Source organism: Brevibacterium sp. BRM-1, from assembly GCF_026802075.1.
Taxonomy (GTDB): Bacteria; Actinomycetota; Actinomycetes; order Actinomycetales; family Brevibacteriaceae; genus Brevibacterium; species Brevibacterium rongguiense.
Genome location: NZ_CP113788.1, coordinates 1,124,425 through 1,143,285, shown reverse-complemented (window position 1 = coordinate 1,143,285; position 18,861 = coordinate 1,124,425). Strand labels below are relative to the sequence as shown.

Genomic DNA, 18,861 nt, shown 5'->3' with positions numbered 1-18,861 from the left:
ATGAGCCCGGAGCCCGCCGCGGCGCCGGACGGCGATCGCGCAGTCCCGGCGGCCGGTTCGGCCGCGGCCCCTGAAGCCGCGGCAGCGTCTGCGGGCACCGCGGTGCGCATCGACATCGTCCCCGCCGCACCCTACTGGGCGCTCTGCGCCGCCAGTGCCGCGAGCCCTCCCGCCGAGGCCGTCCACCGCCGGCGCATCCGGGCGGCCTTCGCCCGCCCGGCCGTGCTGCCGGTGCCCGCCCTGCCTCCGGTGGCGGGCCTGGGCGCCTTCGGCATCGACGCCGGCGTTGACCTGCGCACCGGCCAGCGGCTCACCGGGCGTGAGTGGGAGCATCGCTGCGCACAGCTGACCGGCGATGAGCGCAGCGCGGCGCTCGCCGCCCATCCCGCCGTCGGCGTCGCCGCCGTCCTCGCCGCGCGCTCCGGCGGAGCACTCCGCCCGTGGCCGGTCAGCGCATCACCGGCCCGGCCGGGAGGGGCACCGCAGACCCATCCGGGCGGAGCGCCGGACCACCTCGTCCTCCCCATCGACCTGTCCGCGGCGAGCACCGCCGATGGCCCGCTGGCGGCGGTTCCCGGAGCGGAGGAGTTCGACGCCGCGGTGCTGGCCGCCCTCGCCCGCCGCGACGCGGCCGGCCTGCGGCGCTGCGCTGCGCAGGCCGAGCGGTTCGCCGCCGATCTCACCCTCCTGCTCGCCGCCCTCGAGCTGGCAGCGGCGGCAGGCCTGCGGTTCGCCGCCGAGCGCGGCGCGGCCGCGGAGGCGAGCTGCGAGCCCGTGCACGGTTCCCGCGTGTGCACCGCGACGGTGCATGGGCACTGGGAGGCCGCATGAGCCTCCCGGCCATCAGCGTGGTGGGCGCCACGGCCACCGGCAAGTCCGAACTCGCAATCGGGCTCGCCCGCGCGCTCGGCGGGGAGATCATCAACGCCGACGCCATGCAGTTCTACCGGGGCATGGACATCGGCACGGCCAAGCTCGCGCCGCACGAGCGCGGCGGAGTGCCCCACCACCTCATCGACATCCTCGACGTGCGCGAGGAGGCCACAGTGCAGGCGTTCCAGGCCGCGGCCCGCGCGCACATCGCGGACATCCGCGAGCGCGGCGGCGTGCCCATCCTCGTGGGCGGCTCCGGCCTGTACGTGCGGGCGGCCACGGACGACATCGCCTTCCCCGGCACCGACCCGGCTCTGCGCGCGCGGCTCGAGGCGATCGCCGCGACCGGCGGCGCCGCGCCTATGCACGCCCAGCTCAGCGAGCTCGACCCAGCCGCCGCGGCGAAGATCGCGCCCGCGGATGCTCGGCGCATCGTGCGCGCCCTCGAGGTCATCGCCCTCACCGGCGAGGAGTTCTCCGCGACCCTGCCCGCCTACCGCAGCGCCGTCCCCGCCGTCCAGCTCGGACTCGCCCTGGAACGCCCGGCCCTCCACGGGCGCATCGCCGGCCGGGTGCGCCGGATGTGGGGCGCCGGGTGGGTCGACGAGGTGCGCGGGCTGCGCCGCCTGGGCCTCGAAGAGGGCAGGACCGCCCCGCGGGCGATCGGCTACGCGCAGATCCTGGCCCACCTCGACGGGCGCCTGAGCCCGGAGGAGGCGCAGGAGCTCACGACCGTGCGCACCCGCCAGTTCGCCAAGCGCCAGGAGACCTGGTTCCGCCGAGACCCTCGCATCCGCTGGCTGCCCGCCGATGATCCGGGCCTGCTGCCCGCGGCGCTCGCGGCGATCTGCGCGGCCGCGGGCGAGTGAGCGTCCCCGGCGGGTGCCAACGCCGGCCGGCGTCTACACTGGGCGGCGTGATCACCCAGGCCAGCACCGGGCACGGCACCGGCAACGACTTCGTCCTCGTGCTCGACCCGCAGGGTGCGAACGACCCCACCGAGCTGCAGACCGCGCTGCTGGCCGACCGGCGCCGGGGCATCGGGGGCGATGGGGTGATCCGGGTGGTGCGCAGTGCGGACTCCGGCATCCCCGGTGCCGAGCAGGCCGCCGCCGCCGGCGCGGAGTGGTTCATGGACTACCGCAACGCCGACGGCTCGCTCGCGGAGATGTGCGGCAACGGCGTGCGGGTCTTCGCCCACTACCTCATGGAGCGCGGCCTCGTCGACGCGCACGACTTCCCTGTGGGCACCCGCGACGGGACGAAGCGGGTGGAGCGCATCGCGGACCCGCGCGGCGGCCCCGAGGCTTGGTACCGCGTCGACATGGGCGAATACCGCTTCCCGCGGGGCTCGGACGGTGCGGACTCCCTGGTCGAAACCGATGGGATCGCGGTGGCCCGGCCCGCGCTCAGCGTCGACCTGGGCAACCCCCACACGGTCCTCGCGCTTGCCAGCCGCGCCGAGCTCGACGCGGCGGACCTGCGGCGCCCGCCGCGGGTCGATCCGGTTCCGCCGGAGGGCACGAACATCGAGTACATCGTCGTCGATCCCGCCGCCGGCCACGAGCCGACGGGCGCCCAGGAGACGGGTGCCCAGGCGGCGGGCGCGGTGCGGATGCGCGTCCACGAGCGGGGGGTGGGCGAGACCTTCGCCTGCGGCACCGGGGCGTGCGCCGCAGCGCTGGCCGCCCGCAGCTGGGCCGGCGCCGGGGCCCCGGACTACTGGTTCGTCGAGCAGCCCGGCGGCACGGTGCGCGTCGAGGTCGCGGGCGGCCGCGCCTACCTGTCCGGTCCCGCCGTGCTCACGGCCGAGGTCACGCCGAGCCCGGAGCTCACGGCCGCGCTCGAGGCGCTGGCCGGCTGACCGATCGCTGGCCGGCAAACTGGGCTCCGGCAGGCTGAACAGCGTCGGCCTGCCGAGCGGCGCTGGCCGGCCGCAGACGCAGACGCAGACCAGGACTCGCCCGCAAGTACCTCAGCCGGCGCGGACCGCCCGCGTGATGACGAGGACGCGGAAGCCCTTGGCGGAGGCCCGGCGCTCCACGCCGTACTCCGCGCCGAGCTGCTCGGCCAGCCAGGCCTGCAGGGAGTCCGCGCCCAGGTTCTTCGACACGACGAGCCATGCCTGCCCCCCGGGAGCCAGCCGGGGCAGCCAGGCGAGCAGGAGGGCGTGGAGCTCGTCCTTGCCGATCCGGATCGGCGGATTGGACCAGATCGCCGCGAACTCGAGGTCGGCGGGCACCTCGGCGGCGGTGACGGGGCGGATGGAATGAATGCCCAGAGCCCGGGCGTTGTCTTCCGTGAGCGCCAGGCTGCGCGCATTGACGTCGAGCGCCCACACCCGGGTGCCCGTCCCCTCGGCGGCGGCCACGAGGCCGGCGTGGAGGCTCAGCGGCCCCCACCCGCAGCCCAGGTCGAGCAGGTTGCCCGGCGGGGGAGGCGGCAGGTGGCGCAGTAGCACCTGTGTGCCCAGATCCACGCGACCGGGCGAGAACACCCCGGAATCCGTGGTCACCTCGACGGTGCGACCGCCCAGCTGCGCGGCAATGGCCCGCGGCCGGCTGGCCGCACCTGGCTCGGCGGAGAAGTAGTGATCGCCCACGGCGCCATACTCTCACGCGGGCAGCGGAGCCGGGGCGCAGTGCCCCGCCCGCCGCGGCCCCGCATCCACAGGGCGCCCGCGCGCCGCCGGCGCGCGCCGGGCCTGTGGGAGAATCGACACGGACACGACAACAGGAAGAAGCGATGCTTGTGAGCGGATCCACGCAGGATTCCCCCAACGACACCACCCCGGAAGAGCAGCGGCGCGCCATGATCGACCGCGTGCTCTCCCACCGCGGCACCGCGCTCACCGACGAGCGCCTCGCCGCCGACGACTCCGACCAGGCCGATGTCCTCGACCGCGCGGCGCTGCGCCGAGTGGGCGGCCTGTCCACCGAGCTCGAGGACATCACCGAGGTGGAGTACCGCGAGATCCGCCTCGAGAAGGTGGTGCTCGCGGGCATCTGGACCTCGGGGACCGCCGCAGAGGCGGAGAACTCGCTGCGCGAGCTCGCCGCCCTCGCCGAGACCGCGGGCTCGACGGTGCTCGACGGCGTCCTCCAGCGCCGCGACAACCCCGACCCCGCCACCTACCTGGGCAGCGGCAAGGCCCACGAGCTCAAGGACATCGTCGCCGCCGTCGGCGCGGACACCGTCATCGTCGACTCGGAGCTGGCCGCCAGCCAGCGCCGCGCGCTCGAGGACGTCGTGAAGGTCAAGGTCGTCGACCGCGTCGCGCTCATCCTCGACATCTTCGCCCAGCACGCGAAGTCGCGCGAGGGCAAGGCGCAGGTGGAGCTCGCGCAGCTCGAATACCTCCTCCCGCGCCTGCGCGGCTGGGGCGACTCCATGTCGCGCCAGGCCGGCGGCCGAGTGGCGGGCGGCGCGGGCATCGGCTCGCGCGGCCCGGGCGAGACGAAGATCGAGCTCGACCGGCGCCGGATCCGCACGCGGATGGCCAAGCTGCGCCGCCAGATCAAGGAGATGGGGCCGGCCCGCGCGGCCAAGCGCGCAAACCGCGACCGCAACCGGGTGCCCGGCGCCGCGATCGTCGGCTACACGAACGCCGGGAAGTCCTCCCTGCTCAACCGCCTGACCGACGCCGGGGCGATGGTGCAGAACGCGCTCTTCGCCACCCTCGACCCCACCGTGCGCCAGGCCGAGGCGGCCGACGGGCGGACATACACGTACACCGACACCGTGGGCTTCGTGCGCAGCCTGCCCCACCAGCTGGTCGAGGCCTTCCGCTCGACGCTCGAGGAGGCGGGGGAGGCGGACCTCCTCGTCCACATCGTCGATGCCTCCCACCCGGATCCGGAGAGCCAGATCCGGGCGGTCCACGATGTCCTCGCCGACATCGACACCTCGGACATCCCCGAGCTCATCGTGTTCAACAAGGCCGATATCGCCGTGCCCGAGGTGCTGGCGGGCCTGCTGCTCAACCACCCGGGCTCGCTGGCCGTCTCCGCGTTCACCGGTGAGGGAGTGGGCGCGCTGCGCGCTCGCATCGAGGAGCTGCTGCCGCAGCCGGCGCATGAGCTCAGCGCGCTCGTGCCCTTCGACCGCGGCTCGCTCGTCTCCCGCATCCACGACGAGGGCACCGTGCTGGGCGAGGAGTACACGCCCGAGGGCACGCTCATCCGCGCGCGGGTCAACGCCGATCTCCTCGCCGAGCTGGAGGCCCTGCGCACCGAGCGCGAGCCGGCACCGGGGCCCGCGCAGCGCCTCGGCGGCGGGCAGTGACGAAGGTCGGGGACCTCCTCGACCATGCCGTCGCCGGCCTGGGCGGCACGCGCCGCGAGGGCCAGGACACGATGGCCCAGGCCGTGGGCTCCGCGCTGGACAGCGGCGTGCACCTGCTCGTGCAGGCCGGCACCGGCACCGGCAAGTCGCTGGCCTACCTCGTGCCCAGTGTGGAGTACGCGCTGCGCACGGGGGAGCGCGTCGTCGTCTCCACCGCCACCCTGGCGCTGCAGGCCCAGATCATCGACCGCGACCTGCCGCGCCTGACGAAGTCGATCGCCGGCGAGCTGGGCCGCAGGCCCACCGCGGCGGTGCTCAAGGGCCGGCGGAACTACGCGTGCAAGCACAAGCTCGAGGGCGGCTACCCCGACGACGGCGCCGGGATGCTCTTCGACCTGGGCGCGGACGGCGCCGCCGGCCGCGGAGGCGGCAACCCCACCGCCCTCGAGGCGGAGATCGCCCGGGTGCGCAGCTGGGCGAAGTCGACGGAGACCGGCGACCGCGACGACCTCATGCCCGGGGTCTCCGACCGGGCGTGGGCCCAGGTGTCGGTGAATGCGTTCGACTGCCTGGGCGCGAAGTGCCCGCTCTACGACGAGTGCTTCGCCGAGCTCGCTCGCGGCCGGGCGGGGGCGGCTGACATCGTGGTGACCAACCACGCGCTGCTGGCGATCGACGCCTTCGGCGATTCGCAGGTCCTACCCGAGCACGCCGCCGTCGTCATCGACGAGGCCCACGAGCTGCGCGATCGCGTGACGAGCGCGCTGACCGGGTCGCTCACCGCGGCGGTCCTCGCCGCCGCGGTGGCGGCCGGGCGGCGCCACACGCAGGTGCAGGAGGGCGTACTAAACCTGCTCGAGACCGCGGCGGCCGGGTTCGAGCGCGCGCTCGAGGCGTGCGAGGAGTGCCTTGTGCGGGTGTGGCCGGAGGCCCTGCAGGCCGCGGTGGTGGCCGTGCGCGACGCGGCGCGCCAGGTCGTCGCGGACATCGGCGGCGGTTCCGAGCGCGCCTCCGAGGCCGAGGCGGGCCGGCAGATGGCCCGCGCCCGCCTGCAGGAGGTCTTCGAGCTCGCGGAGCGGATGGCCGAGCACGGCGACTGGGACGTCGTGTGGGTGGCCCGCAGCGCCTACCGCGAGCAGGAGACGGTCGCGCTCGTCGTGGCGCCGCTGAGCGTGGCGGGCACGCTGCGTCGCGGGATCTTCGAAGACGCCACCGTCATCGCGACCTCGGCCACCCTGGCGCTGGGCGGCCGCTTCGAGGCAGTGGCCGCCTCGCTGGGCCTCGTGGGCCCCGAGGCCCCCCGCTACGACGCGATCGACGTGGGATCGCCGTTCGACTACGCCGCCCAGGGCATCCTCTACGCGGCCTCCCAGCTGCCCAAGCCGGGCCGCAGCGGGCTGGGGGAGGAGGCGCTCGCGGAGCTCGTCGAACTGGTCGAGGCCTCCGGCGGCGGGGCCCTGGGACTCTTCTCCTCGCGGGCGGCCGCCGCGCAGGCGGCGCAGGCGCTGCGCGAGCGCACGGACCTCACCGTCCTCGCGCAGGGGGAGGACACGCTGTCCTCGCTCGTGCGCCGCTTCGCCGCGGACGAGGACGCGTGCCTCATGGGCACGATGAGCCTGTGGCAGGGCGTCGACGTCCCCGGGCGCACGTGCCGGCTCGTCGTCATCGACCGGATCCCGTTCCCGCGGCCCGACGATCCGCTCTCGCAGGCGCGCACGCAGGCCGCGGCGCAGCGCGGGGCCAACGGCTTCATGGCCGTGAGCGCCACGCACGCGGCGCTGCGGCTGGCACAGGGGGTGGGCAGGCTCATCCGCAGCTCGGAGGACCGCGGGGTCGTCGCGATCCTGGATTCGCGCGTGCGCACGGCCCGCTACGGCGAGTTCCTCCTGTCCTCGCTGCCGCCCATGTGGCGCACCGAGAGCCCGGCGGCGGTGCGCGGGGCCCTGCGGCGGCTGCGCGGCTGAGCGCCGCGCCCGCCGCCTCAGACCCTGCGGATGACGGCGGTGACGATGCCCATGATCGTGGCGTGGTCGCCGTCGATGGGCTCGTAGTCCTTGTTCTGCGGCAGCAGCCACTGCTTGCCGCCGGTGCGCTTGAGCGTCTTGACGGTCGCCTCGTCGTCCAGGAGGGCTGCGACGATCTCGCCGTTGTCCGCGGTGGACTGGCGGCGCACCACGACGAAGTCCCCATCGCAGATCGCCGCCTCGAGCATCGAATCGCCCACGACCTGGAGCAGGAAGAGCTCACCGGAGCCCACCACCTGGCGCGGCAGGGCGAACATGTCGTCGACCGCCTGCTCGGCGAGGATGGGCCCGCCCGCGGCGATGCGGCCGATGACGGGCACGATCGCGGTGTTCGCCGACGTGTGGGCCTGGGATTCGAGCACATCGAGCTGCTCGGCGGGGCTCACGACCTCGATGGCGCGCGGCCGCTTGGGATCCCGGCGCAGGTAGCCGAGGCGCTCGAGCTGCGAGAGCTGGTGGGCCACCGAGGACAGCGAGGCGAGCCCGGCGGCCTCGCCGATCTCCCGCATGCTCGGCGGGTAGCCGTTCGTGTAGACCGCGTGCTCGATCGTCTCGAGGACGAGCCGCTGGCGGGGGGTGAGGCGGCGGTCGCCCTCCGCCGCCGAGGCCTGCGGGATCTCCACGACATCCGCGCGGTCGGCGCGGAACTCGTTGATCTCCTCGACGACGCTGTCGTTGCGGGGGCGTCCGCGGGGGCGGCGCTGCTGGGGGCTCATATTTCCTCATTCCCTCTCTGACCTGCGATGACTCCGACGTCGCTGCCCATGTCAGTGCCTCCGGGGAGACTTCCTGCAGAACATGAAGACGGTGACTTTTCGAATCCATTTTCACACACATGTTCGATGAAGAGTAGACATCTGTTCGAATGTCGGGTTCAATAGAACGTGAGTTCGAAACAGCAGTTCGATAAGCGTCGCGGGATCGCCCCGGCGCAGCTGGCAAGGAGGACGCCATGAGCACTGCAGCACTTCCCACGGCAACGCCGTTCCTGCACCGCCGGGCCGACGCGGGGCGCGGTGCGCGCGGCACCAGCCTCGTGCACACGGCGCGCGGCCCGCGCCGTACCGCGATCGCCGTGCGCCGGCTCGCGCTGCTCGCAGTCATTGCCGCACTCGGCCTCGGACTCGCCCTCGCGGTGCGCCCGGCGGCATTCGCCGGCGCCGGCGCCGCGCCCTCCGGCTCCAGCGCCCACACGCACAGCGTCGTCGTCGGCGAGGGGCAGACACTGTGGTCGATCGCCGTGCGGAACGCCGGCGGGGAGGACCCGCGCGACGTCATCGTCGAGATCCGCGACCTCAACGGCATCGAGGGATCGGTCGTCCACCCGGGCCAGCGGCTGGAGGTGCCCGCGCGATAGAATCGCCGGGTGCCCGAGTTATCCGATCTGCCCATCCGCGCGGACCTGCGCGGCCGCTCGCCCTACGGTGCCCCGCAGCTCGATGTGCCGGTGGCGCTCAACGTCAACGAGAACTCCTACCCCGTCCCGCCGACCGTCGCAGCCGACATCGCGCGGGCTGTCTCGGACCAGGCGGCCGGGCTCAACCGGTACCCGGACCGGGAGTTCACGGCCCTGCGGGGAAAGCTGGCGTCCTATGCGACCGGGGTGCTCGAGCGCCAGCCCAGTGACGGCGCGGCCGACGGCCCCGCGCGCATCGACCCCGGCCAGGTCTGGGCGGCCAACGGCTCGAACGAGGTCCTGTCCCATATCCTCCAGGCCTTCGCAGGGGCCGGCCGCACGGTCATGGGCTTCACCCCCAGCTATTCGATGCACCCGCTCATCGCCGCCTCCACCGGTGCCGCATGGCTTGAGGTGCCCCGCACCGCGGACTTCGAGATCGACCTGCCCGCGGCCCTGGCCGCCATCGAGGCCGAACAGCCCGACGTCGTGTTCGTGTGCACGCCGAACAACCCGACGGGGGGTTCGACCCCGCTGAGCGCCATCGGGGAGATCCTGGCCGTGAGCCCCGGTATCGTCATCGTCGACGAGGCCTACGCCGAATTCGCCCGGCCGGGCTTCGCGACCGCCCTCCACCTCCTGCCGCAGCATCCGCGCCTGGTCGTCTCGCGGACGATGAGCAAGGCCTTCGCGTTCGCCGGCGCCCGGGTGGGCTACGCCGTCGCCGCTCCCGCCCTCATCGACGCCCTGCGCCTGGTGCGCCTGCCCTATCACCTCTCCGCGCTCACCCAGGCCGCCGCCTGCGCCGCGCTCGACCACGCCCCGGAGCTGCTGGACAACGTCGAGCGCCTCGTGGCCAGCCGCGATGCGATGGCCGCCGCACTGGCCGCCGCCGGCTTCGAGCCCGTGCCCAGCGATGCGAACTTCCTGCTGTTCCGCGGTGCCGCGGACCCGGCCGAGCTCTGGCAGCGCTTCCTCGACCACGGCGTGCTGCTGCGCGACATCGGCATCCCCGGCTGCCTGCGGGTCAACGCGGGCACGGAGACGGAGACCGCCGCCTTCACCGCCGCCCTGCAATCCATCGTGAGAGCCCACCCGGAGGTGCGCGCATGACGAACAGCCCCCAGCCCCCCGGCCCCGCGGGGAGCACCGCGCCGGCGCGGCGCGCCGAGCGCGCGCGCTCCACCTCCGAGTCCCAGGTCAGCGTCAGCCTCGACCTCGATGGGACGGGCGCGGCGGCGATCGCCACGCAGGTGCCGTTCTTCGACCACATGCTCACGGCGCTGGCGAAGCACTCGCTCATCGACCTGGACGTGAGCGCGCGCGGCGACACGCACATCGACGCCCACCACACGGTCGAGGACACGGCGATCGTCATCGGGCAGGCGCTGCGCGAGGCCCTCGGGGACAAGGCGGGCATCCGCCGCTACGGCGATGCCGCGGTCCCGCTCGACGAGGCGCTCGCCCGCTGCGTCGTCGATGTCAGCGGCCGGCCCTACTTCGTCCACTCGGGGGAGTCCGCCGGCCAGCTCACCCACCTCATCGGCGGGCACTTCACCGGGTCGCTGACCGGCCACGCGCTCGAGTCGCTGGCGTTCGCCGCCGGGCTGACCGTCCACCTGGAGCTCGTGACCGGGCGGGACCCCCACCACATCGCCGAAACGCAGTTCAAGGCGTTCGCCCGTGCGCTGCGCACCGCGATCGAGCCGGACCCGCGCGTGGTCGGCGTGCCGAGCACGAAGGGGTCGCTGTGAGCCGAACCGTCGTCGTCACGCCCTTCGGCCGGGCAGATCAGCTCGCCGCCGCCTGCGTGCTCTCCGGCATCGGCGGCGACGTCGTGCCGGTGGGGGACTTCACCGCGATCGTCGCCTCGGGCACGGACGTGGAGGCCGGCAACGCTGCGGCCGCGAAGATCTCCGAGCTCGCCCGCGACCACGAGGTGCTCCTCCTCGTGCGCAGCGACGAGCAGATCGACGCCGGCCACTACCGCAACGGTGCCAGGGAGGCCGATGTGCCCGCCGGGCTCGCGCTGACCAACCTGCCGGGCGAGGTCGAGTCGCTGCTGCTCGAAGCGCTCGACCCGGCCGATGTCGAGGGCCGCATCGACACCGCGTCGATGTCGCGCATGCAGGCCTCGGCCGCGGCGATGACGCCCGCGCGCGCCGCCCTCGCCCGCACCGCCCTGCTGTGGATGGTCGTCGCGCTGCTCGCCGTCATCGCGGTCGTCGCCGGCGCCCTCGTCGCGCTGGCCGGGACCGGCCCCGCGTGGTTCGCGGTCGGCCTGGGCGCGCTCGTGCTGGGCTTCTCGCTGTTCCGCGTGAGCCGGCTGCTGGCGGGCCGGGCATGAGCGCCCCCGAGATCGTGGTGCTCGACTACGGCTCGGGCAATGTGCGCTCCGCGGTGCGCGCCCTCGAAGCCGCCGGGGCGAGCGTCGAGCTGACGGCAGACCCGGTGCGTGCCGAGGCCGCGCAGGGCCTCGTCGTCCCCGGGGTGGGCGCCTTCTCCGCGGTCATGGACGGCCTGCGCGGGGTGGGCGCGGTGGAGCTCATCCGCCGGCGCCACGCCCAGCAGCGGCCGCTCCTGGGGATCTGCGTCGGCCTCCAGGTGCTCTTCTCCTCCGGCACCGAGCACGGGCTGACCGACGCCGGCGTGGGCCTGTGGCCCGGTGAGGTCACCCGGCTGCGCGCGCCGATCGTGCCCCACATGGGCTGGGACACCGTGGCCGCGCCCGCCGGCTCCCAGATGTTCGCCGGCATCGAGGACGAGCGGTTCTACTTCGTCCACTCGTTCGCCGCCCACACCCCGCCGCCGGGGGCGCCCGCCGCCCTCACCCGGGCGGGGGAGGACTTCGTCGCCGCGGTCGAGGACGGCACCACGTGGGCCGTGCAGTTCCACCCCGAGAAGTCCGCCGACGCCGGCCTCCACCTCCTGCGCAACTGGCTGGAGGCGCTGTCTAGGATGGGCGCATGAGCGAAATCGCCAGCGCACCCGCACTCACGCTGCTGCCCGCCGTGGACGTCGCCGACGGCCGGGCGGTCCGGCTCGTTCAGGGCGAGGCCGGCACCGAGACCTCCTACGGCTCCCCGCTCGACGCGGCCGGCCAGTTCGAGCAGGCCGGGGCCGAATGGATCCACCTCGTCGATCTCGACGCCGCGTTCGGCCGCGGGTCGAACTACGACCTCCTGCGCCAGGTGACGAAGTCCGTGTCGATCAGCGTGGAGCTCTCCGGCGGCATCCGCGACACCGACTCGCTCGAGCGAGCGCTCGACACCGGGGCCGAGCGCGTGAACATCGGCACCGCCGCCCTGGAGAATCCCGCCTGGACCGCCGAGGCGATCGCCACGTACGGCGACCGGATCGCCATCGGCCTGGACGTGCGCGGCACCACGCTCGCCGCCCGCGGCTGGACGGAGGAGGGCGGCGAGCTCTGGGACGTCCTCGCCCAGCTGGAGGAGGCCGGCTGCGCCCGGTATGTCGTCACCGATGTGACGAAGGACGGGACCCTGCGCGGGCCCAACACGGAGCTGCTGCGCGAGGTCTGCGCTCGCACGGACCGGCCGGTCGTCGCCTCCGGCGGGATCTCCGAACTGGCCGACCTCGCGGCTCTCCGCGAGCTCGTCCCCGAGGGCGTCGAGGCCGCGATCGTCGGCAAGGCGCTCTACGCGGGCCGCTTCACCCTGCCCGAGGCGCTCGACGTCGCCGGCGCCCAGTGAGCCGGGCCGAGCGCACCCCCGGTGCGGGCGCCGCCGCGAGCGCGCCCGCCCCGGATGCCTCGGCGGCGCACGGCGCGTCTGCGGCCAGCGCGCCGAACATCGCGGATTCGGCCGGGACCCCCTGGGCCGGGCGCACCCTGCGCCCCAACCCGTTCTCCGGCGATGACGGTCGGGCCGATCCGGCCCTGCGGTCAGCACTCGAGGCCGTGGCCGCCGCGCCGCTGGACCCGGCGGCCCACACCGGCGTGCTCACAGCCCTGCGCGCAGCGCGCCTCTATGCGCCGGTGCTGCCCACGGCGGTCGAGCACGTGAGCGACGAGCGAGGCTTCGTCCACGACAACCGCTCGGAGATGGCCATGGTGCGCCTGGCCGCGGAGGACGGGCGGGAGGCCACCCCCTGCTTCACGGACATCCCCGCGCTCACTGCCTGGGCCGATGCCGCCCGGCCGGTGCCGATCGAGGCGGAGCGCATGGCGGCCGCCGCCATCGAGGAGGGCGCCCAGCTGCTCGTGCTCGATCCGGGCACCGCGCACACGTTCGTCGTGCGCCGCCCCGCGCTGTGGGCGTTCATCCAGGGCCGCGCATGGACCCCGGCGTGGGCGGATGAGGCAGTGGCCCGCGCGTGTGCGCGCGCCACGGCTGGCCTCGACTGGATCGACGCCGCCGGCGTGGGGCCGGGCACCGCACAGGTCGGCACCGCCGGGCCCGAGGTGGCGCTGACCCTCACCTGCTCGCGCCAGCCCTCCGCCGCGGAGCTGGGCGTGGTCCAGGAGCGCCTGTCCGCGAACGAGGTGCTCGCCGAGCGCGCGGACTCCCTCACCCTCTCCCTGCGCGCCTGAGCCCCGTCCGCCGCATCGCTCCGCGCGCCTCGGCCCGGAGCCCTGCCCGGTTCCGGCCGCGGCCCGGCTGACCGCCCGGTCCCCACTTCGGCCCGGCTGACCGCACAGCGGTACAGCAGCCGAGGTGCCCGCCCGGCCCGGCTGCTCGTGCAGCTCCGAGTGCCGCGCCCGGCTGCCGCCCATTTCGCCGACCGTGCGGGCGACGCGCGCGCGGGCCCGCAGCAGCGCAAGGGGGCCCGGGCGCCGAAGCGCCCGGGCCCCCTGGGTGCGGGACGGTGTCTGCGGTTCGCTCAGCTCGGCGCGTTGAGCGTGTCCGAGGTGTGCTCGTCGGACTGCGCGCCGCGCACGACGTTCTCGATGCGCCCGCCGAGCTCGGCGTCGACGTTCTTCCAGTACTGGAAGGCGCGGCTGAGCACCGGCTCGCGCACGCCGTTGAGCAGGTGGCCGGAGATGTTGCCCACCATCCGGTCGCGGGCGGCGTCGTCGAGCACGTTGCGCACGAGCTCGCCGGCCTGGTTGAAGTCACCGTCGTCGGGCCGCAGCGTCTCCACCGAGCGCATGACCGCGCCCTCGACGTCGACGAGGTTGTCCTCCGTCGTGCGCTGCGGGTCCGCGTGCGGGCCGCCGTAGCTGTTGGGGGCGTACTCGGCCTGGTCCTTCGGATAGTTCTCGTAGGACATCGAGCCGTGCATCGAGTAGCTGTGCTTGGCCGCGTTCTTGGGCCGGTTGACCGGCAGCTGGGCGTAGTTCGCGCCGATCCGGTAGCGGTGGATGTCGGCATAGGCGAAGATCCGGCCCATGAGCATCTTGTCCGGGCTCAGGCCCGTGCCGGGCACCAGGTTCGAGGGCGCGAAGGCCGCCTGCTCGATCTCGGAGAAGAAGTCCTCCGGATTGCGGTTGAGCTCGAAGCGGCCCACGTCGATGAGCGGGTAGTCCGAGTGCGGCCAGATCTTCGTCACGTCGAACGGGTTGATGTGGTAGTCGGCGGCCTCGGCGTAGGGCATGATCTGGACCTTGACGTCCCAGCTCGGGTAGTTCCCGGCCTCGATCGCCTCGTAGAGGTCGCGCCGGTGGTAGTCGGCGTCGATTCCGGCCATCTCGTTCGCCTCGTCGGCGGAGAAGCCCTCGTGGCCGTTGGCCTCGATGAACTCCTGCTTCTGGTTCGAGTGGAAGTGGTACTTCACCCAGTAGCGCTCGCCCTCGGCGTTGATCCACTGGAAGGTGTGCGAGCCGTAGCCGTTCTGCTCGCGCCACGAGCGCGGGATGCCGCGGTCGCCCATGAGGTAGGTGACCTGGTGGGCCGAGGCCGGCACCTGGGTCCAGAAGTCCCACTGCATGTTGTGATCGCGCAGGCCCGAGCCGGTCTTGCGCTTCTGGGAGTGGATGAAGTCGGGGAACTGGATGGCGTCGCGGATGAAGAACACGGGCGTGTTGTTGCCCACAATGTCGAGGTTGCCCTCGGTCGTGTAGAACTTCAGGGCGAACCCGCGCGGGTCGCGCCACGTGTCCGGGGAGCCCTGCTCGCCGGCCACGGTCGAGAAGCGTGCGAGCATCTCGGTCTGCGTGCCGGGCTGGAAGACCGCGGCGCGGGTGTACTTCGAGACGTCGTTCGTGATCGTCAGCGTGCCGAAGGCGCCGCCGCCCTTGGCGTGGACCACGCGCTCCGGGACCCGCTCGCGGTTGAAGTGGGCGAGCTTCTCGATGAGGTAGTGGTCCTGCAGGAGGATGGGGCCGTTGGGCCCGATGGTGAGCGAGTGCTGGTCGCTGCCCACTGGGATGCCGAAGTCGTTGGTCGTGAAGCTCTCCGTCATGGGTTCTCCTTAGGACGGGTGGTCGGCGAGTCCTCCTCGCCGGATTCCTGGCACTGCGGGCACCGGCCCCAGTAGACGACCTCGGTGGCCTCGAGGGCGAAGCCGTGGTCGGCGGAGGGGTGCATGCACGGCACCGTGTCCGCACCGCACTCGACGTCGACGATCCGCCGGCACGACGTGCACACCAGGTGGTGATGGTTGTCGTGCGTCTGGAGCTCGTAGCGCGCCGCCGGGGAGCCGGCCGGGTCGATGCAGCGGACCAGGTCCGCGCGCTCGAACGCGGCGAGCACGTCGTAGACGGCCTGCTGCGAGACGCGGCCCAGCAGCGCCCGCGCGGCGGCGGTGATCTGCTCGGCGTCGGGGTGGGCGCGGTCGGCGGCCAGTGCGTCGTAGACGGCCTGCCGTGGTGCGGTGACGCGCAGGCCGGCGGCGCGGATGGCCTCCGCGGCGGGGTTCGGTGTCGTCGTCACGTTCGCTACGCTAGGTAGTTTTCTGGAATGAATCAAGAAAGGTCTGCCTCAGTGAGGCAGACCTTTCCGGGCGGGGGCGGTGAGGGGCGGCGGGGCCGGGGCTGGGCCGCGGTGCGCGGCGGCAGCGTCGTCGCGCCGTTGTGGCGCGGTGGGCGCTGCGGGCTCAGGCGACGGGGCCCGTGTACTTCTCGCCCGGTCCCATGCCGGGGCGGTCCGGGTGCGCGGAGGCCTCACGGAAGGCCAGCTGAAGGCTGCGCAGCCCATCGCGCAGCGGGCGCGCGTGGTGGTCGCCGATCTCCGTCGACCCGGCCGTCACGAGTCCGGCCAGGGCGGTGATGAGCTTGCGCGCCTCGTCGAGGTCGGCGAGGTCGGCCCCCGACCCCTCGGGCCCGTCCTCGGCGAGCCCGCACTTGACCGCGGCGGCGCTCATGAGGTGGACGGCGGCCGAGGAGATGACCTCGACGGCGGGCACCTCGGCGATATCGCGCAGCGCCTGCTGCTCGGCGGCGTGCTGCTGTGCCGCGTTATCTGCTCCGTCGGCTTCGAACCGGTGGGTGTGTTGGCTCATGCGCCCAGCTTCCCACAGCCCGGTCCTCCCAGCGCACCGGGCCGAGGCGCACCTCGGCCCGAGGAATGTGCCGGCCGAGGCGCGCCTCGGCCGGGGGGCCTGCGGGCCGCCGGGGTCCGTTCGGCCCCGGCGCGTGCGCCCATCGGCGATGCGTAGTACACTGGCAGGGTGCAAAGCGGAGCTCGCGCTCCCACCTGGATCGCCGCTGGCGATCGGGTACGGAATTCGCCTCTGTTTCACGCGGGGGCGCAGCGGTGATCGCACCGCGGTTCCTCTCGGGCTCCCTTCGCATGCGTCGCAGGGAGCCCTTTCCCATGCGGCGCGCGATCACCGCATTCGTGAGAAGGAGAGAACACATCAGCGAGCCGCGCATCAATGATCGGATCCGGGTTCCGGAAGTCCGCCTCGTGGGCCCCAATGGGGAACAGGTGGGCATCGTCGCCATCCGCAAAGCGCTCGATCTCGCCCGCGAAGCCGATCTCGACCTCGTCGAGGTGGCGCCGCAGGCCAAGCCGCCCGTGGTCAAGCTCATGGACTTCGGCAAGTTCAAGTACGAATCGGCCCAGAAGGCCCGTGAGTCGCGCCGCAACCAGGCCAACATGGCGCTCAAGGAGATCCGGTTCCGGCTCAAGATCGACGAGCACGACTACGAGACCAAGAAGGGCCACGTCACCCGGTTCCTCGCCGGCGGCGACAAGGTCAAGGTCATGATCATGTTCCGCGGTCGCGAGCAGTCCCGCCCGGAGATGGGCATGCGCCTGCTCAACAAGCTCGCCGAAGAGGTCTCCGACCTGGGCTCCGTCGAATCCGCGCCGCGGGTCGACGGCCGCAACATGGTCATGGTGATCGCCCCCAGCAAGTCGAAGGCCGACGCGAAGGCGGAGTCCCGCAAGGCGTCCGAGGGGGCCAAGGGCTCGACCGCCGAGGTCAAGTCGCGCCGTGAGCGCGAGGCCCAGGCCAAGGCCGGCAGCAAGAAGGCCCCGGCCGAATGATCCTCGCGCCGCGAGCCATCGCGGCGCTACCGCATTGCACGTCCAGCCGCGCTCGCGCGCGGCCAGGCAAGAAGGAGAACGGCACTATGCCGAAGCAGAAGACCCACAGCGGCGCCAAGAAGCGCCTGCGCCTCACCGGCAGCGGCAAGGTCATGCGCGAGCGCGTGAACAACCGCCACCTCGCCGAGCACAAGTCGTCGCGCCGCAAGCGCCGGCTCCAGCTCGATCAGGTCCTGTCCAAGGGCGATGCGGCCAAGGGGCTCAAGCTCCTCGGCAAGCGCTGAGCACCCTTCGGTCCAGCTGGCTGCCGCCAGAGACGCAATTTTCTAAGGAGTACACGTGGCACGTGTGAAGAGGGCGGTCAACGCCAAGAAGAAGCGCCGGGTCATCCTCGACCGGGCAAGCGGCTACCGCGGGCAGCGCTCGCGCCTGTACCGCAAGGCCAAAGAGCAGGTCATCCACTCGCTCGTCTACAGCTACCGCGATCGCCGCGCCCGCAAGGGCGACTTCCGCCGGCTGTGGATCCAGCGCATCAATGCCGGCGCGCGCGCCAACGGCATGACCTACAACCGGTTCATCCAGGGCCTCAAGGCCGCCGGTGTCGAGGTCGACCGCCGCATGCTCGCCGAGCTCGCGGTCAACGACCCGGCCGTCTTCGCCTCGCTCGTGGCGACGGCCAAGGCCGGTCTGCCGGCCGACGTCAACGCGCCGAAGACCTCGGCGGCGTGACCCTCGCGGCCGCCCGAGCGGCCGCACGGCCCGGCGCGCAGCCGGTCGCCGCACCCGAAGCGGGGCGGCGGGAGCACAGCTCCCGCCGCCCCGCTTCGCATGCCCGGGCGCCCGCGGCCGCTAGGGTGGCGGGCATGAGCACTCCTGCCGTCTCCGAACTCCACCCGGGCCTCCAGGGCCCCGTGGTGACCTCCGCCCAGTCCCGCCGCCTCAAGGAGGCCGCGAAGCTGCACGCGCGCACCTGGCGGGCGAAGTCGAAGCGCTTCCTCATCGAGGGGCAGCAGGCCGTGGGCGAGGCGCTCGCCCACGAGGCCGAGGTGCGCCCCGCGCGCGTGACGGTCAACGGCGCCGCCGGGGGGCGCCCGGCCGGCGCACTCGTCGACCTATGGGCCACGGCGCACGCCGCCCGGCGCCACCCGGAGCTGCTCGCGGCCGCTGCCGCGGGCGGGGTGCGCATCCGCCAGGCCGAGCCCGAGGCGCTGGCCGGGGTGGCCGACACCGTCGCCTCGCAGGGACTTGTGGGCGTCTGCGAGCACCTGGATGTTGAGCTTTCCGATGTCCTCACCCGCGACGCCCGCCTGGTCGTCGTGCTCTCCCAGGTGCGCGACCCCGGCAACCTCGGCACCGTGCTGCGCGTGGCCGATGCGGCCGGTGCCGACGCAGTCGTGTGCACGTCCTCGAGTGTCGATGTCTACAACCCGAAGGCGGTGCGGGCCACCGCTGGGTCGCTGTTCCACGTGCCGGTGGTCACAGGGGTCGGCCTGCCCGAGGTGGTCGAGCTCGGCCGCGCTCGGGGCCTGCAGGTGCTCGCGGCCGACGGCCACCCGCCGGCGCACGACCTCCATGTCCCGTGGGAGAGCGGTCTGGACCTCACCCGCCGGACGATGTGGGTCTTCGGCAACGAGGCGTGGGGGCTGCCGGAGGCCGACCGCGCGCTCGCCGATGCTGCGGTGGCCGTGCCGATCTACGGCAGGGCGGAGAGCCTCAACCTCGCGACCGCCGCGAGCGTGTGCATCTACGAGTCCGCGCGCAGCCTGGCGCCGTGAACGGCACCGCTGCGGCGCAGCGCCGCAGTGCCGCGCATGGCTGCGCGGGGGTGGGCTGGAGCGGCGGTTCCGCGTTCGCAGGAAAAGAGTGATCGTTCGCTCAGTGTGCAACGCCG

Annotated in this window: 21 protein-coding genes; 16 read left to right on the top strand and 5 right to left on the bottom strand. The window is 73.5% G+C overall.

Going from position 1 to position 18,861, the window contains the following annotated elements:
• Genes BRM1_RS05010 through dapF form a run of 3 tightly spaced genes read left to right on the top strand, consistent with a single transcriptional unit; the run spans nt 1 to nt 2,737 of the window.
• A complete protein-coding gene (locus tag BRM1_RS05010; RefSeq protein ID WP_268528917.1) occupies nt 1–831 on the top strand; it encodes a hypothetical protein in 831 nt (276 codons plus the stop codon).
• Entirely contained in the window at nt 828–1,742 is a 915-nt protein-coding gene (miaA, locus tag BRM1_RS05005) for a tRNA (adenosine(37)-N6)-dimethylallyltransferase MiaA (protein WP_268528915.1), read from the top strand. The genes BRM1_RS05010 and miaA overlap by 4 nt, the downstream gene beginning before the upstream one ends.
• 47 nt (nt 1,743–1,789) lie before the next feature.
• Nucleotides 1,790–2,737 (top strand): diaminopimelate epimerase, encoded by a 948-nt coding sequence (dapF, locus tag BRM1_RS05000; protein ID WP_268528912.1) that lies wholly within the window; start codon nt 1,790–1,792, stop codon nt 2,735–2,737.
• 111 nt (nt 2,738–2,848) lie between these two features.
• Here dapF and BRM1_RS04995 read toward each other — a convergent pair whose 3' ends face one another.
• Nucleotides 2,849–3,475 carry a class I SAM-dependent methyltransferase gene (locus BRM1_RS04995; RefSeq protein ID WP_160952915.1) on the bottom strand — a complete coding sequence of 209 codons (627 nt, stop codon included), beginning with the start codon at nt 3,473–3,475 and terminating at the stop codon, nt 2,849–2,851.
• A 143-nt stretch (nt 3,476–3,618) separates the two neighbouring features.
• On the opposite strand from BRM1_RS04995, the gene hflX reads away from it, so the two are divergent.
• On the top strand, nt 3,619–5,157 hold the full coding sequence (gene hflX, locus BRM1_RS04990; protein WP_407925009.1) for a GTPase HflX: 1,539 nt from the start codon (nt 3,619–3,621) through the stop codon (nt 5,155–5,157).
• A complete protein-coding gene (locus BRM1_RS04985; RefSeq protein WP_268528909.1) occupies nt 5,154–7,121 on the top strand; it encodes an ATP-dependent DNA helicase in 1,968 nt (655 codons plus the stop codon). The genes hflX and BRM1_RS04985 overlap by 4 nt, the downstream gene beginning before the upstream one ends.
• A gap of 17 nt (nt 7,122–7,138) precedes the next feature.
• Here BRM1_RS04985 and lexA read toward each other — a convergent pair whose 3' ends face one another.
• Nucleotides 7,139–7,897 carry a transcriptional repressor LexA gene (gene lexA, locus BRM1_RS04980; protein WP_202410842.1) on the bottom strand — a complete coding sequence of 253 codons (759 nt, stop codon included), beginning with the start codon at nt 7,895–7,897 and terminating at the stop codon, nt 7,139–7,141.
• A gap of 236 nt (nt 7,898–8,133) precedes the next feature.
• Here lexA and BRM1_RS04975 point away from each other — a divergent pair, with 236 nt between their 5' ends.
• Genes BRM1_RS04975 through BRM1_RS04945 form a run of 7 tightly spaced genes read left to right on the top strand, consistent with a single transcriptional unit; the run spans nt 8,134 to nt 13,129 of the window.
• Nucleotides 8,134–8,538: a LysM peptidoglycan-binding domain-containing protein gene (locus BRM1_RS04975; protein WP_160952913.1), complete on the top strand. Its 405-nt coding sequence runs from the start codon at nt 8,134–8,136 to the stop codon at nt 8,536–8,538.
• 9 nt (nt 8,539–8,547) lie between these two features.
• Entirely contained in the window at nt 8,548–9,690 is a 1,143-nt protein-coding gene (locus tag BRM1_RS04970) for a histidinol-phosphate transaminase (protein WP_268528900.1), read from the top strand.
• On the top strand, nt 9,687–10,331 hold the full coding sequence (gene hisB, locus BRM1_RS04965; protein ID WP_268528897.1) for an imidazoleglycerol-phosphate dehydratase HisB: 645 nt from the start codon (nt 9,687–9,689) through the stop codon (nt 10,329–10,331). Before BRM1_RS04970 ends, hisB begins: the two co-directional genes overlap by 4 nt.
• A complete protein-coding gene (locus BRM1_RS04960) occupies nt 10,328–10,924 on the top strand; it encodes a hypothetical protein (RefSeq protein ID WP_160952911.1) in 597 nt (198 codons plus the stop codon). Before hisB ends, BRM1_RS04960 begins: the two co-directional genes overlap by 4 nt.
• Nucleotides 10,921–11,547, top strand: coding sequence for an imidazole glycerol phosphate synthase subunit HisH (gene hisH / locus BRM1_RS04955; protein WP_268528893.1), 627 nt, complete (start codon nt 10,921–10,923; stop codon nt 11,545–11,547). Before BRM1_RS04960 ends, hisH begins: the two co-directional genes overlap by 4 nt.
• Nucleotides 11,544–12,290, top strand: coding sequence for a bifunctional 1-(5-phosphoribosyl)-5-((5-phosphoribosylamino)methylideneamino)imidazole-4-carboxamide isomerase/phosphoribosylanthranilate isomerase PriA (priA, locus tag BRM1_RS04950; protein WP_160952909.1), 747 nt, complete (start codon nt 11,544–11,546; stop codon nt 12,288–12,290). Before hisH ends, priA begins: the two co-directional genes overlap by 4 nt.
• A complete protein-coding gene (locus BRM1_RS04945) occupies nt 12,287–13,129 on the top strand; it encodes an SseB family protein (RefSeq protein WP_268528889.1) in 843 nt (280 codons plus the stop codon). The genes priA and BRM1_RS04945 overlap by 4 nt, the downstream gene beginning before the upstream one ends.
• Before the next feature lie 290 nt (nt 13,130–13,419).
• Here the strand turns inward: BRM1_RS04945 and BRM1_RS04940 are convergent, their stop codons facing one another.
• The 3 genes from BRM1_RS04940 to BRM1_RS04930 form a co-directional block, all read right to left on the bottom strand.
• A complete protein-coding gene (locus BRM1_RS04940) occupies nt 13,420–14,940 on the bottom strand; it encodes a catalase (RefSeq protein ID WP_160952908.1) in 1,521 nt (506 codons plus the stop codon).
• Nucleotides 14,937–15,410, bottom strand: coding sequence for a Fur family transcriptional regulator (locus BRM1_RS04935; RefSeq protein WP_160952907.1), 474 nt, complete (start codon nt 15,408–15,410; stop codon nt 14,937–14,939). Before BRM1_RS04935 ends, BRM1_RS04940 begins: the two co-directional genes overlap by 4 nt.
• A 163-nt stretch (nt 15,411–15,573) precedes the next feature.
• On the bottom strand, nt 15,574–15,978 hold the full coding sequence (locus tag BRM1_RS04930; RefSeq protein ID WP_235936319.1) for a DUF1844 domain-containing protein: 405 nt from the start codon (nt 15,976–15,978) through the stop codon (nt 15,574–15,576).
• Between the two features lie 314 nt (nt 15,979–16,292).
• On the opposite strand from BRM1_RS04930, the gene infC reads away from it, so the two are divergent.
• The 4 genes from infC to BRM1_RS04910 all read left to right on the top strand — a co-directional run bounded on the left by infC (nt 16,293) and on the right by BRM1_RS04910 (nt 18,745).
• The gene (gene infC, locus BRM1_RS04925; RefSeq protein WP_268528884.1) at nt 16,293–16,970 is read left to right on the top strand and encodes a translation initiation factor IF-3; all 678 of its coding nucleotides are present in this window, start codon (nt 16,293–16,295) and stop codon (nt 16,968–16,970) included.
• 86 nt (nt 16,971–17,056) lie between these two features.
• Nucleotides 17,057–17,254: a 50S ribosomal protein L35 gene (gene rpmI, locus BRM1_RS04920; protein ID WP_160952905.1), complete on the top strand. Its 198-nt coding sequence runs from the start codon at nt 17,057–17,059 to the stop codon at nt 17,252–17,254.
• A gap of 55 nt (nt 17,255–17,309) precedes the next feature.
• Nucleotides 17,310–17,699 (top strand): 50S ribosomal protein L20, encoded by a 390-nt coding sequence (gene rplT / locus BRM1_RS04915; protein WP_160952904.1) that lies wholly within the window; start codon nt 17,310–17,312, stop codon nt 17,697–17,699.
• 134 nt (nt 17,700–17,833) lie between these two features.
• Nucleotides 17,834–18,745, top strand: a complete 912-nt coding sequence (locus tag BRM1_RS04910; protein WP_160952903.1) for a TrmH family RNA methyltransferase — start codon at nt 17,834–17,836, stop codon at nt 18,743–18,745.
• The last annotated feature ends 116 nt before the right edge of the window (nt 18,746–18,861 follow it).